At 45.6% G+C, this 13,906-nt stretch carries 12 protein-coding genes, 3 pseudogenes and 1 other annotated feature; of the genes and pseudogenes, 12 read left to right on the top strand and 3 right to left on the bottom strand.

Annotated features, from left to right (window positions below):
* Positions 1-255 precede the first annotated feature (255 nt).
* The 3 genes and pseudogenes from ACERC7_RS09510 (at position 256) to ACERC7_RS09500 (ending at position 2,103) form a co-directional block, all read left to right on the top strand.
* Positions 256-756, top strand: a complete 501-nt coding sequence (locus tag ACERC7_RS09510; RefSeq protein ID WP_373659485.1) for a beta-class carbonic anhydrase — start codon at positions 256-258, stop codon at positions 754-756.
* Between the two features lie 97 nt (positions 757-853).
* Positions 854-1,774 carry a 2-dehydropantoate 2-reductase gene (locus ACERC7_RS09505; protein ID WP_373659484.1) on the top strand — a complete coding sequence of 307 codons (921 nt, stop codon included), beginning with the start codon at positions 854-856 and terminating at the stop codon, positions 1,772-1,774.
* Positions 1,771-2,103, top strand: a pseudogene (locus tag ACERC7_RS09500) (putative quinol monooxygenase). Before ACERC7_RS09505 ends, ACERC7_RS09500 begins: the two are co-directional and overlap by 4 nt.
* An 83-nt stretch (positions 2,104-2,186) precedes the next feature.
* Here ACERC7_RS09500 and tyrS read toward each other — a convergent pair.
* Complete coding sequence (gene tyrS / locus ACERC7_RS09495; protein WP_373659483.1) at positions 2,187-3,443, bottom strand: tyrosine--tRNA ligase; 1,257 nt, start codon at positions 3,441-3,443, stop codon at positions 2,187-2,189.
* Between the two features lie 449 nt (positions 3,444-3,892).
* On the opposite strand from tyrS, the gene rimP reads away from it, so the two are divergent.
* The 9 genes from rimP (at position 3,893) to rplL (ending at position 11,656) form a co-directional block, all read left to right on the top strand.
* On the top strand, positions 3,893-4,369 hold the full coding sequence (gene rimP / locus ACERC7_RS09490; protein WP_373659487.1) for a ribosome maturation factor RimP: 477 nt from the start codon (positions 3,893-3,895) through the stop codon (positions 4,367-4,369).
* Between the two features lie 49 nt (positions 4,370-4,418).
* Complete coding sequence (gene nusA, locus ACERC7_RS09485; protein WP_373659482.1) at positions 4,419-5,582, top strand: transcription termination factor NusA; 1,164 nt, start codon at positions 4,419-4,421, stop codon at positions 5,580-5,582.
* A 15-nt stretch (positions 5,583-5,597) separates the two neighbouring features.
* Positions 5,598-5,894 carry an RNase P modulator RnpM gene (gene rnpM, locus ACERC7_RS09480; RefSeq protein ID WP_373659481.1) on the top strand — a complete coding sequence of 99 codons (297 nt, stop codon included), beginning with the start codon at positions 5,598-5,600 and terminating at the stop codon, positions 5,892-5,894.
* A 22-nt stretch (positions 5,895-5,916) separates the two neighbouring features.
* A complete protein-coding gene (locus ACERC7_RS09475) occupies positions 5,917-6,189 on the top strand; it encodes a YlxQ-related RNA-binding protein (protein WP_373659486.1) in 273 nt (90 codons plus the stop codon).
* A 19-nt stretch (positions 6,190-6,208) separates the two neighbouring features.
* Positions 6,209-9,091 carry a translation initiation factor IF-2 gene (gene infB, locus ACERC7_RS09470; protein ID WP_373666798.1) on the top strand — a complete coding sequence of 961 codons (2,883 nt, stop codon included), beginning with the start codon at positions 6,209-6,211 and terminating at the stop codon, positions 9,089-9,091.
* Positions 9,092-9,270: 179 nt separating this feature from the next.
* Complete coding sequence (gene rbfA / locus ACERC7_RS09465) at positions 9,271-9,621, top strand: 30S ribosome-binding factor RbfA (protein WP_373659479.1); 351 nt, start codon at positions 9,271-9,273, stop codon at positions 9,619-9,621.
* Positions 9,622-9,829: 208 nt separating this feature from the next.
* A complete protein-coding gene (locus ACERC7_RS09460) occupies positions 9,830-10,168 on the top strand; it encodes a thioredoxin domain-containing protein (protein ID WP_373659478.1) in 339 nt (112 codons plus the stop codon).
* 394 nt (positions 10,169-10,562) lie between these two features.
* Positions 10,563-10,700 (top strand) — a sequence feature (ribosomal protein L10 leader region).
* 28 nt (positions 10,701-10,728) lie between these two features.
* Complete coding sequence (rplJ, locus tag ACERC7_RS09455; RefSeq protein ID WP_373666797.1) at positions 10,729-11,226, top strand: 50S ribosomal protein L10; 498 nt, start codon at positions 10,729-10,731, stop codon at positions 11,224-11,226.
* A gap of 64 nt (positions 11,227-11,290) precedes the next feature.
* Complete coding sequence (gene rplL / locus ACERC7_RS09450) at positions 11,291-11,656, top strand: 50S ribosomal protein L7/L12 (RefSeq protein ID WP_018367840.1); 366 nt, start codon at positions 11,291-11,293, stop codon at positions 11,654-11,656.
* Positions 11,657-11,806: 150 nt separating this feature from the next.
* Here the strand turns inward: rplL and ACERC7_RS09445 are convergent.
* Positions 11,807-12,561: pseudogene (locus ACERC7_RS09445) on the bottom strand (ISL3 family transposase); the annotation flags it as partial.
* A pseudogene (locus tag ACERC7_RS09440) lies at positions 12,559-13,822 on the bottom strand (transposase); the annotation flags it as partial. The pseudogenes ACERC7_RS09445 and ACERC7_RS09440, both read right to left, overlap by 3 nt.
* Positions 13,823-13,906 lie beyond the last annotated feature (84 nt).

The following is a 13,906-nucleotide window of genomic DNA, read 5'->3' as shown; positions in this document are numbered from 1 at the left end:
TCCAAAATAGTGATATTAGGGTCTTTAATTCCGAGTAGGTTTGTGATAGAATTGAACTGTTCCATATGTGTCTTTCTAATGAGTTGTTTAAGCACTTTTCATTGTAGGTCATATGGAACTTTTTTCTACACTCAAAAGGCTCTATAATCTCCATGGTGGATTTACCCACTACAGAAATTATAGAGCCGTTTTTTGTCATTGTCATTTCATTTATGATATAATAGTTTGAAAATCAAACAAAAAAGGATGGTTTGTATGTCGTATTTTGACCAGTACCTCAAAGTAAACGAGGCTTACGTTGCCCTGCATGGCACGGCTCACCTGCCGCTGCCTCCCAGAATGCGTGTTGCTATCTTGACTTGTATGGATTCACGTCTTCATGTGGCACAAGCTCTGGGCTTGGCGCTAGGTGATGCTCATATCCTGCGTAATGCCGGTGGTCGTGTTACCGAAGATATGATTCGTTCGTTGGCCATTTCTCAGCAACTGATGGGAACACGAGAGATTGTCGTGCTGCACCATACAGATTGCGGAGCAGAACGTTTGACAAACGAAGGCTTTGCGAAACAGCTCAATGACACATTAGGAGTTGATGTTGGGGAAATGGATTTTCTTCCCTTCTCCGACATTGTGCAGAGCGTTAAGGAGGACATTGCCAAATTAAAAGCCAGCCCTCTGATTCCGGATGACATTATTATTTCAGGAGCGATTTATGATGTGGATACTGGTAAGATGAATCCTGTTTCTTACCCCTAAAACACTGCAGTTTTTTGAAAAAATGACACGGTCTATCCTGACAAGATGAGTAGCTCTTTTGATCTTACTATGTTATACTAGAGTGAGGAGGACAAGTATGTTAGTTTATATTGCAGGTGCGGGTGCGCTCGGTAGCCGTTTTGGGGTTGCTCTTAGCAAGGCTGGTCATGAGGTCATTCTCCTGGATAATTGGCCAGAGCATATTGAAGCTATAAGAGATAAGGGACTTATGATCACAGGTGATGTGAATGACACGATTCAGTTGCCAATCATGAGACCAACACAAGCCACGCGAGAAGCAGATTTGGTCTTGGTTCTGACAAAGTCAACCCAGCTACGTCAAATGCTAAACGATATTCAGCCGATTATCGGTGAGCAAACGAAACTCCTCTGCCTTTTAAATGGTCTTGGTCATATTGAGACCTTACATGAGTTTGTTAGAAAAGAGCAGATCATTATGGGAGTGACTGTTTGGACAGCAGGTTTGATAGAACCTGGTCAAGTCGAGCTACGTGGGTCAGGTTCCTTGACCATTCAGTGCTTGGCGGATACAGAGAGAACGGTAGGCGAGCAGCTGGTTGAAGTCCTCAATCAAGCTGGTCTAAACGCGACCTATACTAATGATGTTTTACATGCCATTTGGAAAAAAGCCATGATAAATGGCACAATGAATGCCACTAGTGCTCTGTTAGATGCGAACTTACATGAGCTGCTGTCTTCCTCTTCTGCGATGGGGCTAGTTAGGCAGGTGTTGTCGGAATTCATCGCTGTAGCCGCTCACTACGGCTTAAGGTTTGATCTTGAAGACACCTATCAATACATCGTTGACGTCTCGACTAAGGTTGGGCATCATTATCCCTCCATGCATCAGGATTTGGTGAAAAACAAGCGGCTGACGGAAGTTGACTATCTCAATGGATTTGTGGCACAAGTGGCTGAAACAATCGGCAGCTCAGCGCCTTATTGTCGAACTATTACCCAATTAGTCCATGCAAAGGAGGACATCAATCAACGATGACACTAACTTTTTTATTAACTTATCGTGGTGAAAATGGCAGAGCTCTGGAATTTGTAGACGCTATGGAGCAGTCTGGTTTGGCGACTACTATTCGCCAGTGATCAGGTAATCTGCGCTATGACTACTTTTCTTCTCTTAGCGATCCAGAAACAGTGCTTCTAGTTGATAGTTGGGCGGATCAAGAAGCCCTTGATGCCCACCATGCTTCTCCTCAAATGGCAGAGATTATCGCTCTCCGCGAAAAATATGACTTGCGGATGACTGCGGAACGACCAATCTCTGATGAGGCGAATTTCTCAGCACATGATCGACACTTTATTCGTGATTAGCACAAGAGGCTAGGTAAAACCGACAAATGGCATCAAAAAAGCGCATAGCATCAGGAGATGCTATGCGCTTTTATTAGGGTTGTTTAGTAAGTTAGAACGGCATATTTTTTCTTGCCGCGGCGGATAACGGTCAGCTCGCCGTCGATTTTGTCAGCATCAGTCAGTTGGTAATCGAGGTCTTGGATGCGGTCGCCGTTGAGGTAGATGGCACCATTTTGGACATCTTCACGGGCTTGACGTTTTGAGTTGACAATACCTGAGGTGACGAGCAGGTCTACGATGTTGCGGCTGTCATCGGCTTTAGCGGTGTAGTTTGGTACGTTGCTGAGTCCTTGCTTGAGCTCTTTAGCAGAGAGTTCTTTGATGTTGCCCGTAAAGAGTTGCTCGGTAATCTTGAGGGCCTGCTGGTAGGCTTCTTCGCCGTGAACTAAGGTCACGACTTCTTTGGCTAGAACTTTCTGAGCAAGGCGCTCATGCGGTGCTGCGAGGAACTGGCTTTCCAGCTCAGCGATTTCTTCCAAAGATAGGAAAGTAAAAATCTTGAGGAAACGGACGGCGTCGGCGTCCATAACATTGAGCCAGAACTGGTACATCTCGTAAGGACTGGTCTTGTCTGCGTCCAACCAGATAGCGTTACCCTCGGACTTGCCAAATTTTTTGCCAGTGCTATCGGTGATGAGGGGAACAGTGATGACGTGTCCTGTCTTATCGCTCTTGCGGCGAAGCAATTCGGTACCTGCGGTCATGTTGCCCCACTGGTCGGAGCCGCCGATTTGTAGGGTCACATCGTAGAGGCGGTTGAGCTCGTAAAAATCATATCCCTGCATGATTTGGTAGGCAAATTCGGTGTAGGAAATGCCTGTTTCAATGCGTTTTTTTACGGATTCCTTGCCCATCATGTAGTTGACGGTAAAGTACTTGCCGACATCACGCAGAAAATCAATGAAGCTGATGCTGCCAAACCAGTCGTAGTTGTTTGTCATAACAGCCTTATTCTCTCCGCTTTCAAAATCAAGAAAGCGTGAGAGTTGTCCTTGGATTTTTTGCACCCAACCGTCAACGGTCTCTTTGGTCTGTAAGCTCCGCTCCGCGTCCTTAAAGGACGGGTCACCGATGAGACCAGTCGCTCCGCCAACCAGAGGGTAGGGTTTGTGTCCCGCTAATTGCAGGTGACGACAGACCAAAATCGGCACCAAGTGTCCGAGGTGAAGGCTGTCCGCTGTCGGATCATATCCCGAATAATAGGCCATAGTCCCTTCTGTTAGGGCTTTTTTGAGGGCGTCTTCGTCTGTCGTCTGAAAGATGAGGCCACGGGCTTTGAGTTCATCAAAGATATTCATGGGCTATTCTCCTTTTTTTGTATTGTCTTTTCATTATAGCAAAACTTCAGTCCTGTTTGCAAGATGACAATTGTGATTTTCACGCCAAACGCATGAAGAAAATTCGTGTCACTATTTTCTAGCGACACAAATGTTTTCAAAAAACTTTCACAATATTTACGTAGGTGCATGGGTTCATCTGCTTTTCCGCTGACATTTATGACAAAATGTCATGATTAAACAGATAACTTTTTATGAAAATCATTATCTGAAAGCGATGTTTTTGTCGTGCGCTCGGCGCGCATGATTTTGGTGCTTAATTGGCTAAAACTGTATCAAGTTCGGTAAATAGTGTCGTCTTAGACTTTTTTCTTGCATCTTTGATGAATAAATGCTATAATGATAAAAAATTAATGATAAAGAAAGGAGACGGGGTGACAACTTCGTCTTCTCTTTGTTGAAAAGGAGGGATTCTTATCGCAACGATTATTGAACTGGTGGAGGCGGTGGTGGCACCTGTTATCGCTGCCCCCTATGAGCTGGTGGATATTGAGTACGAGAAGATGGGGGGTGATTATGTCCTGTCGATTTTGGTTGACAAGCCTGGCGGGATAACGGTCGATGATACAGCAGACTTGACAGAGGTCATTAGTCCCCTGCTAGATACCATCACACCAGACCCTTTTCCAGATCAGTATTTTCTGGAGATTTCAAGCCCTGGTCTGGAGCGTCCGCTCAAGACCAAGGAAGCCTTGGCAGGAGCGGTTGGTCGCTATATTAACGTCAGTCTCTATCAGGCTATTGACAAGGTTAAGGTTTTTGAAGGCACATTGCAGAGCTTTGACAACGATGAGCTTGTCCTAGACTATCTAGATAAGACCAGACGAAAAACGGTGACCATCCCTTATCAACTGGTTGCCAAAGCCAGATTAGCTGTAAAATTATAGGAAAGGATTTATTTTCAAGAAAACAACTTGTTTTTGAGAGAGATATACCATGAGCAAAGAAATGTTAGAAGCCTTCCGTATTTTGGAAGAAGAAAAGCACATCAATAAGGCAGACATCATCGAGACGGTGACGGAATCCCTCAAGTCAGCCTATCGTAGAAAGTACGGTCAGGCTGAGTCAGCTGTTGTTGAATTTAATGAAAAAACAGGGGATTTCAAGGTTTATACTGTCCGTGAAGTCGTTGACGAGGTTTTTGATAGCCGCTTGGAAATCAGCCTCAAAGACGCTCTGGCGATCAGCTCTGCCTATGAGCTGGGAGACAAGATTCGTTTTGAGGAATCTGTCAAGGAATTTGGTCGCGTGGCTGCTCAATCAGCTAAACAAACCATCATGGAAAAGATGCGCAAGCAATTCCGTGAAGTAACCTACAACGAGTACAAACAGCACGAAGGTGAAATCATGACAGGAACTGTGGAGCGGTTCGATAATCGCTTCATCTATGTCAACCTAGGCACCATCGAAGCTCAGCTTTCTCACCAAGACCAAATTCCAGGAGAGACCTTCAAGTCTCACGATCGTATCGAGGTCTATGTGTACAAGGTTGAGAACAACCCGCGCGGGGTTAACGTCTTTGTTAGCCGCAGTCACCCTGAGTTTATTAAGCGGATTATGGAGCAGGAAATTCCTGAGGTTTTTGACGGCACGGTAGAAATCATGAGCGTGTCTCGTGAGGCTGGTGACCGCAGTAAAGTAGCAGTTCGTAGCCACAACCCTAACGTTGATGCCATCGGTACCATCGTTGGTCGCAAGGGGGCTAATATCCAAAAAGTGATTAGCAAGTTCCATCCAAAACGAATCGATGCTAAGACGGGGCTCTCTGTTCCTGTTGAGGAGAACATTGACGTGATCCAGTGGGTTGAAGATCCAGCTGAGTACATCTACAATGCCATCGCGCCAGCTGAGGTGGACTACGTCATCTTTGACGAGAAAGACAGCAAGCGCGCCCTCGTTGTTGTTCCTGATAACAAGCTGTCTCTAGCTATCGGTCGTCGTGGGCAAAACGTTCGCCTGGCGGCTCACTTGACGGGCTACCGCATTGACATCAAGTCTGCGTCAGAGTATGAGGCTATGGCAGCAGAGCAAGAGGTGTTTGCTTCAGCAGAGCCAACAGAGCTTTCAGATGGCAGTACAGAAGTGACTGCTGAAGGTTAGGTCTCAGGAGGCGTTATGGCAAAAACACGCAAAATTCCCCTACGCAAATCAGTGGTTTCTGGCGAGATTATCGACAAACGCGACCTGCTGCGTATTGTCAAAAACAAGGACGGTCAGATTTTTATTGACCCTACTGGAAAACAGAACGGTCGCGGCGCCTACATCAAGCTAGATAACGAGGAGGTTAAACTGGCCAAGAAAAAACTGGTTTTTAACCGCAGTTTTTCCATGGATGTGCCAGAGAGCTTCTACGATGAACTGATTGCTTATGTGGATCACAAGGTAAAAAGAAGAGAGTTAGGTCTTGAATAAGTTGCAACAACTCTTAAACCTCATGGGCTTGGCTCAGCGTGCTGGCAAACTTATCTCAGGTGAGGAATTGGTCGTCAAGGCTATCCAGACCGAGCAAGCAAGACTGGTCTTTGTGGCCAAGGATGCTAGCCAGAACCTGATTAAGACCGTGACGGATAAATGTAAATATTACGATATAGAAGTCTCAACAGTGTTTGATACGCTGGACCTTAGCAGCGCTATCGGCAGACCCAGAAAGGTTGTGGCAGTTAGTGATGCTGGATTTTCAAAGAAAATGAGGACTCTTATGGACTAAAGGACGAGGAGGACACGATTTGTCTAAAAAAAGAATTAATGAAATTGCCCGTGAAACGGGTATCAGTAACAAAGATTTAGTTGCCAAGGCTCAGGAATTGGGGCTTTCAGTCAAAAGCCATTCTAGCAGTGTGGACGAAGGTGAGGCCAAGCGCTTGATTGCAAGTTTTGGTGGGGGAGCCTCCAAGGCAATGCCAGCTCAGCCACATCAAGCAAGCTCGACAACTGATAACCAAGCGCCAGCTACTTCAGCAGCAAAACCTGTTGAAAATACTGAAGCACCCCAGCGCTCATCTAGCCAGAAAACGGTAGTTGCTCAGCCATCTACGCCGAAAGCGACCCAAGAAGCGCCAATAACGCCTAAAGTCGAACCAAAAGCAGAGCAGGCAGCAGAGAGTAAGCCGACCCCAGCTCGCCCGCAGAGCCGTAACTTCAAGGCAGAACGTGAGGCACGACAAAAGGCTGAGGCAGAGCGTCGCCAACAGGGTGGTCAGCAGCGGCATAGTGGTCAAGGCAAAGGTAACCGTCAAGAGCGAGGCCGGGATAACAAGCGTGAAGACCGCAATCAACGGGAGCGTGGGCAAGCAGGTGCACTAAACCGTGATAATCGTCGTCAGCAGGACAACCGCCGCAATGACCGAAACCAAGGACATAAGCAGGATAACCGCCAGCAAAATCGCAACGCTACAGCGCCTCGGATTGACTTTAAGGCAAGGGCAGCAGCCCTCAAGGCTGAGCAAAATGCTGAGTATTCGCGCAATAGCGAGCAACGTTTTCGCGAGCAAGAAGAAGCCAAACGCCGCGAAGCACTAGCTTTGGAAGAAGCTCGTAAGGCACGCATGGCAGAAGAATTAGCAGCTCAAGAACGCCTCGAGCAAAGTGTGTCAACACCAAAAGCCCAGCCAGTTCCTCAGGCAGAAAAAACAGCTTCGGCTGCTCCAGACAATCGTCGTAAAAAAGCCTCTCGTCCTGAAAAATCCCGTGATTTTTCAAATGAAGACGGCCCTAAACCAACAAAAAATAAGAAAAATTGGAATCAAAACCAAGTGAGAAATCAACGAAACTCTAACTGGAACAACAGTAAGAAAAACAAAAAAGGCAAGGGTGCTCCTGCACCTGTAACAGAGCGTAAGTTCCACGAACTGCCAAAAGAATTTGAGTACACCGAAGGCATGACGGTCGCTGACATCGCTAAGCGCATCAAACGTGAGCCAGCGGAAATCGTTAAAAAGCTCTTCATGATGGGCGTGATGGCGACCCAGAACCAGTCTCTGGACGGTGACACCATTGAACTTCTTATGGTGGACTACGGCATTGAAGCCAAGGCTAAGGTTGAAGTAGACAATGCTGATATTGAACGTTTCTTTGTGGATGAAGACTACCTCAACCCTGAAAATATGGTGGAGCGCGCACCTGTCGTGACTATCATGGGACACGTTGACCATGGTAAGACCACCTTGCTTGATACGCTGCGCAATTCTCGTGTGGCAACTGGAGAAGCTGGGGGGATTACACAGCATATTGGTGCTTATCAGATTGAGGAAAATGGCAAGAAAATCACTTTCCTTGATACGCCAGGACACGAAGCCTTCACAAGCATGCGCGCGCGCGGAGCATCAGTAACCGACATTACTATCCTGATTGTGGCAGCAGATGATGGGGTAATGCCACAAACCGTTGAAGCCATCAACCACTCTAAAGCAGCTGGTGTACCGATTATTGTGGCAATTAACAAGATTGATAAGCCTGATGCTAATCCGAGCCGTGTTATCAATGAGTTAGCAGAGCATGGCGTTATGCAAGCATCATGGGGCGGGGATTCTGAGTTTGTGGAAATCTCTGCTAAGTTTGGTAAGAATATCGACACCCTCTTAGAAACGGTGCTCTTGGTGGCTGAATTCCAAGAACTCAAGGCAGACCCAACGGTCCGTGCTATCGGTACGGTTATTGAAGCCCAGCTGGATAAAGGAAAAGGTGCTGTGGCGACCCTCTTGGTACAGCAGGGAACGCTTAACGTCCAAGACCCAATCGTTGTCGGTAATACCTTTGGTCGTGTCCGTGCCATGACTAATGACCTGGGGCGTCGTGTCAAGACAGCTCTGCCGTCTACCCCAGTATCCATCACTGGTCTTAACGAAACGCCGATGGCAGGTGACCATTTTGCAGTCTATGAGGATGAAAAAGCGGCGCGCGCAGCTGGTGAAGAGCGTGCTAAACGTGCCCTGCTCAAACAACGTCAAAATACCCAACGTGTCAGCCTAGAGAACCTCTTTGATACCCTCAAGGCTGGTCAGGTTAAATCTGTTAACGTCATCATCAAGGCTGATGTACAAGGTTCGGTGGAAGCCCTTGCTAGCTCCCTCTTGAAGATTGATGTGGAAGGTGTTAAGGTCAATGTCGTTCACTCTGCTGTTGGTGCCATCAACGAGTCTGATGTGACCCTGGCGGAAGCCTCAAACGCTATCCTTATCGGTTTCAACGTTCGTCCGACTCCGCAAGCGCGTGTGCAGGCCGATACCGACGATGTAGAAATCCGTCTTCACAGCATCATCTACAAGGTTATCGAGGAAGTTGAAGATGCTATGAAGGGTATGCTTGATCCAGAATTTGAAGAGAAAATCATTGGTGAAGCCATGATTCGTGAGACCTTCAAGGTGGCTAAAATCGGCACCATCGGTGGCTTTATGGTCACTCGTGGTAAAATCCAACGTGATGCCAAGGCGCGTGTTATCCGTGACGGTGTCGTGATTCACGATGGTGCTCTTGCTAGCCTCAAACACTTCAAAGATGATGTCAAAGAACTGGGAGTTGGTCGTGAAGGTGGTTTAATGCTCGAAAACTATAATGACCTGCAAATTGATGACACCATCGAAGCCTACATCATGGAAGAGATTAAACGTTAAAAAGCCCTGCTTCTAGGGAGCTAAAAAATCAAAAAGTTGAAGCTGGAGCTTGTTGCCGATTGAACAATCAGTTGTGTAAAAATAATAAGTACCAGAACAATGACACTGTTTAAAGATGTTCCAGCTAGGCTTGTCCTAGCTGTCATCTTATCATTAAGAGAGATAGAAAGGAGCCACCTATGGCTAACCATCGTGCAGACCGTGTTGGTATGGAAGTCAAGCGTGAGGTTAATGAGATTTTGCAGCGGCACATCCGTGACCCACGTGTCCAAGGCGTGACGATCACCGATGTCCAAATGTTGGGTGATTTATCCGCCGCCAAGGTCTACTATACTATTTTGTCAGATTTGGCATCGGATAATAAAAAAGCCCAAGAGGGCTTAGAAAAGGCTAAGGGGACCATTAAGCGTGAGCTAGGGAAAACCCTGACCCTCTATAAAATCCCTGACTTGACCTTCATCAAGGACGAGTCCATTGCTTATGGCAATAAAATTGACCAAATGTTACAAGATTTGGAACGTCAGGATTAGCAAAGAGAGTGGGACTCAATCGGTAATTCGGTAGAATTCGATTTTCCCTCACCTCCGCTCAACCCCTGCGTCTGACTTTGTTAACAATAACAAAAAGGAAGGCTGGGACTGTTGTCCCAGCCTTTTTTGGGCTTTTCTGGCGTAGCAGATAATTGAACTTGGCTGAAAATCTTGCTATAATGAAGTATCATTTTAAGGAGGACAGGACATGTCATTTGAACAAGCCATCAAACAGTTTACATCAGTAACAGCCCAAGAGTTGGAAAAACTGATTCAAACAGAAGAGAAAGTTATTGCCTTTATTGGGCGTCCAACTTGCCCATATTGTCAACGTTTTGCACCAAAATTGGCGCAGGCTCAAGCTGACACTAACGCGTCAATTTACTTTGTAGATAGCAGCAATGTGTCTGATGCCGCTTTGCAAGACTTGCGTGCTAAATATGGCGTGAAAACAGTGCCAGGGCTCTTGGTTGCCACCCAGCAAGACGTTAAGGTGGTTTGTGATTCTTCCCTCTCTGTGACAGAAATCACAGCCTTTATGGCATAGATAATACCTGATGACAGTAAGAGCGAGTGGGGACTAATCATAGTTTGTCAGAACGCCATTTCTTTCACCCTCGCCTTGCCTAACTGAACAGTCAGGATGGTTGTTGAGCGGTTGCTTTGCAAGTCTAGAGCTGGCAAAACAAGACGTGCTCCTAACTGATCTATCTGGCTTATTTGAACATCACATGAAGAGACTGGGACTGCTGTTTTAGTCTTTTTATGTTTGGTAATTGCATGCTTGTGGGATGTGCTGGTCGAATTAGGTTGGCAACGGGATTTCTCTCAACACTCATCTGCCATTATCTGCTTATCATCCTTAAACTGGTCTATCTATACAGTATAAAAAATTGTCTTAAATCCTTGACAGAACCCTTAGATTGTGATAACCTATTAGAGGTTTTGAATAAAACTGACCTAAGACAGCAGGGGAGTCTAACTCATAAACATCCTGCCGAGGCACAAAAACGTGATAAAATCGTCTACGTATTTGTACTTTCGTGTCTGGGTTTGGATGCGATTTTTTCGTTTCCAACCAAAAATAAAAACGGAGGTAAAACACTAATGAGTCAAGCAAATATTGCTAAAAAAGCAGAACTCGTTGAAGTTTATGCTGAGAAGATGAAAGCTGCAGCCTCAATCGTTGTGGTTGATGCGCGTGGTTTGACTGTTGAGCAGGATACTGTTCTTCGTCGTAATCTTCGTGGCGCTGACGTTGAGTATAAAGTTGTGAAAAACTCTATCTTGCGTCGTGCTGCAGAAGCTGCTGGTCTTGAAGGATTGGCTGACGTTTTCGTTGGTCCAACAGCTATCGCTTTTTCTAACGAAGATGTGATTGCACCAGCTAAAACACTTCATGATTTTGCGAAAATAGCTGATGCTCTTGAAATCAAGGGTGGTATCATTGAAGGTGCGGTTGCTTCTAAAGAAGAAATCGTTGCACTTGCGACCCTGCCAAACCGCGAAGGATTGCTGTCTATGCTCCTTTCAGTACTTCAAGCACCAGTTCGCAACGTTGCACTTGCTGTCAAAGCAGTTGCAGAAAGCAAAGACGCTGCTTAATCTTAGCAGCCTAATCGTGACCTTGTCACAACCTATTTAAAAACATATTTTGGAGGAATCTACAATGGCATTGAACATTGAAAACATTATTGCTGAAATCAAAGAAGCTTCAATCCTTGAGCTTAACGACCTTGTAAAAGCTATCGAAGAGGAGTTTGGCGTTACTGCTGCTGCTCCAGTTGCAGTTGCTGCTGCTGGTGGTGCTGCTGAAGAAGCTAAAGATTCATTCGACGTTGAATTGACATCTGCTGGCGACAAAAAAGTTGGCGTTATCAAAGTTGTTCGCGAAATCACAGGTCTTGGTCTTAAAGAAGCTAAAGAGCTTGTTGATGGTGCACCTGCACTTGTTAAAGAAGGTGTTAACGCAGCAGAAGCTGAAGAGCTTAAAGCTAAATTGGAAGAAGCAGGCGCTTCAGTTACGCTTAAATAAGAAGCATATAGCAATTTGAGAGCGGAAGCCCGATTTACCAGTCTTTTAGAGCTTATAGCGATTTAAAGAAACTGATAATTTGATTTGGTTTCCTGCCAAAAATCCTGCCAAAAAATCTGGCTCATTGTCAACTGTAGTGGGTTGACCAATTTAACACCGAGAGAGGACAGTTCTTGTCTTCTCTCGTTTTATGTTTATGGCAATGAAAATGCGAGTTTTGAAGTTTTCATCTTCCGAAACCCAAAAGCATTCCGTTTAATGACCTTGATAAGGTTGTTTGTCGCCTCTAGTTTAGCGTTTGAGTAAGGCAGTTTCAAGGCGTTGACAATCTTGTCTCTATTCTTCAAGAAAGTCTTAAAAACCGTCTGAAAGATAGGATTGACGCTCGAAATCGTCTCCTCGATCAGCCCAAAAAACTGTTCGGCTTGCTTTTCTTGAAAGTGAAAAAGTAGCAGCTGATAAAGCTCGTAATGATCTTTCAGCTCTTGAGAATAGCCGAGCAGCTTAGCGACAATCTCCTGATTAGTCAAGTGCATGCGAAAAGGGGGGCGATAGAAGCGTTTATCGCTGAGCTTTCGACTATCCTGCTGAATCAGTTTCCAATAGCGCTTGAGCGCCCCATACTCGTGGGATTTTCGGTCAAACTGATTCATGATTTGGACATGCAGGCGGTTCATAGCACGGCTCATGTGCTGGACGATATGGAATCTGTCGAGTACTATCTTAGCTTCAGGAAATAGCTGTCTCGCCAATTGATAATAAGGGCTGAACATGTTCATAGTGATAACCTTTACCCGACTTCTGACAGCTCTAGAATAGCGTAGAAAGTGGTTGCGAATGGTAGCTTGTGTCCGTCCATCCAGAATAGTGATGATTTTGAGTGAATCGAAATCCTGCGCANTCGCCTCTAGTTTAGCGTTTGAGTAAGGCAGTTTCAAGGCGTTGACAATCTTGTCTTTATTCTTCAAGAAAGTTTTAAAAACCGTCTGAAAGATAGGATTGACGCTCGAAATCGTCTCCTCGATCAGCCCAAAAAACTGTTCGGCTTGCTTTTCTTGGAAGTGAAACAAGAGGAGTTGATAAAGAATCGTAGTGTTCTCTCAGTTCTTGAGAATAGCCAAGCAGCTTAGCGACAATCTCCTGATTGGTCAAGTGCATGCGAAAGGTCGGGCGATAAAACCGTTTATCACTGAGCTTTCGACTATCTTGTTGTATCAATTTCCAGTAGCGTTTGAAGATCCTGTATTCATAGGATTTTCTGTCAAACTGATTCATTACCTGGATACGTAGCCTGTTCATGGCCCTGCTCATGTGTTGGAGTAAAATAGTCCAGTGGACTATTTTAGCCTTGGGCTAAGAAATTTGAAAGCGAGATGTGGAAACGATCGAGGACGATTTTGGCGTTTGGGAGTGAAACAGTCTGGGGAGAGACTGTTTCAGCCCGAGCTTGAAAACGGGAGAGCGAGGGGGTTTAGCTAACTTGTAATACGGACTAAACATGTCCATGGTGATGACCTTGACACGGTTTCTGACCGTTCTAGAATAGCGTAGAAAGTGATTGCGAATGGTGGCTTGGGTTCGACCGTCTAGGATTGTCACAATGTTAAGCGAATCAAAGTCCTGTGCGATAAAGCTCATTTTGCCTTTCCTGCTTCAACTAGTCGCTTTTGTATTTTCAGGCTCCTACCTCAAACAGTCCACTGGACTGTTTGAGTCCCAATTCATGTTAGTTAGGAGGCAGGTCAAGTCTGTCTTGAACTGGAACTCCTTTAGCTTTCGGATGACTGTTGAGGTCGATACGGCTAAGCTTTCAGCGATGGCAGTCATCGTCACCTTCTCAATCAGTTTTTGGACAATTTTCTGATGAAGAATGACAGGAATCTGGTGATTTTTCTTGACTAAGGATGTCTCAGCGACAGCTATTTTCCCGCACTTTTGGCAGTGGAAGCGTCGCTTTCGCAAGCGAATGAGTGTCTTGTACCCTGCACACTTAAGATAAGGGATTTTGGATGGTTTCTGGAAGTCATATTTAGTCATCTGCCCCTGGCAATGTTGGCATTTTGGAGCAGGGTAGTCCAGCTTAGCGATGACTTCCTTGTGGCTTCTAGTGTCCACAACTTCCAAGATAGTGATATTAGGGTCTTTAATTCCGAGTAGGTTTGTGATAAAATCCTCGCTTTTTCTATTTTAGAGCTCGGGAAGAACTAGTCACTCCCCTGACTAGTTCTTTATTCCATATGAGTCTTTCTA

The organism is Streptococcus sp. E17BB (assembly GCF_041807725.1).
Taxonomy (GTDB): domain Bacteria; phylum Bacillota; class Bacilli; order Lactobacillales; family Streptococcaceae; genus Streptococcus; species Streptococcus entericus.
Note: the sequence above shows the minus strand (reverse complement) of the source record. Positions and strands in the feature narration are given on the sequence as shown.

Bases quoted from the DNA above. Each gene is read 5' to 3' on its own strand.
- ACERC7_RS09510 (WP_373659485.1), top strand. From the start codon at position 256: ATGTCGTATTTTGACCAGTACCTCAAAGTAAACGAGGCTTACGTTGCC.
- ACERC7_RS09505 (WP_373659484.1), top strand. From the start codon at position 854: ATGTTAGTTTATATTGCAGGTGCGGGTGCGCTCGGTAGCCGTTTTGGG.
- ACERC7_RS09460 (WP_373659478.1), top strand. From the start codon at position 9,830: ATGTCATTTGAACAAGCCATCAAACAGTTTACATCAGTAACAGCCCAA.
- rbfA (WP_373659479.1), top strand. From the start codon at position 9,271: ATGGCTAACCATCGTGCAGACCGTGTTGGTATGGAAGTCAAGCGTGAG.
- rplL (WP_018367840.1), top strand. From the start codon at position 11,291: ATGGCATTGAACATTGAAAACATTATTGCTGAAATCAAAGAAGCTTCA.
- rplJ (WP_373666797.1), top strand. From the start codon at position 10,729: ATGAGTCAAGCAAATATTGCTAAAAAAGCAGAACTCGTTGAAGTTTAT.
- ACERC7_RS09475 (WP_373659486.1), top strand. From the start codon at position 5,917: ATGGGCTTGGCTCAGCGTGCTGGCAAACTTATCTCAGGTGAGGAATTG.
- nusA (WP_373659482.1), top strand. From the start codon at position 4,419: ATGAGCAAAGAAATGTTAGAAGCCTTCCGTATTTTGGAAGAAGAAAAG.
- rnpM (WP_373659481.1), top strand. From the start codon at position 5,598: ATGGCAAAAACACGCAAAATTCCCCTACGCAAATCAGTGGTTTCTGGC.
- tyrS (WP_373659483.1), bottom strand. From the start codon at position 3,443: ATGAATATCTTTGATGAACTCAAAGCCCGTGGCCTCATCTTTCAGACG.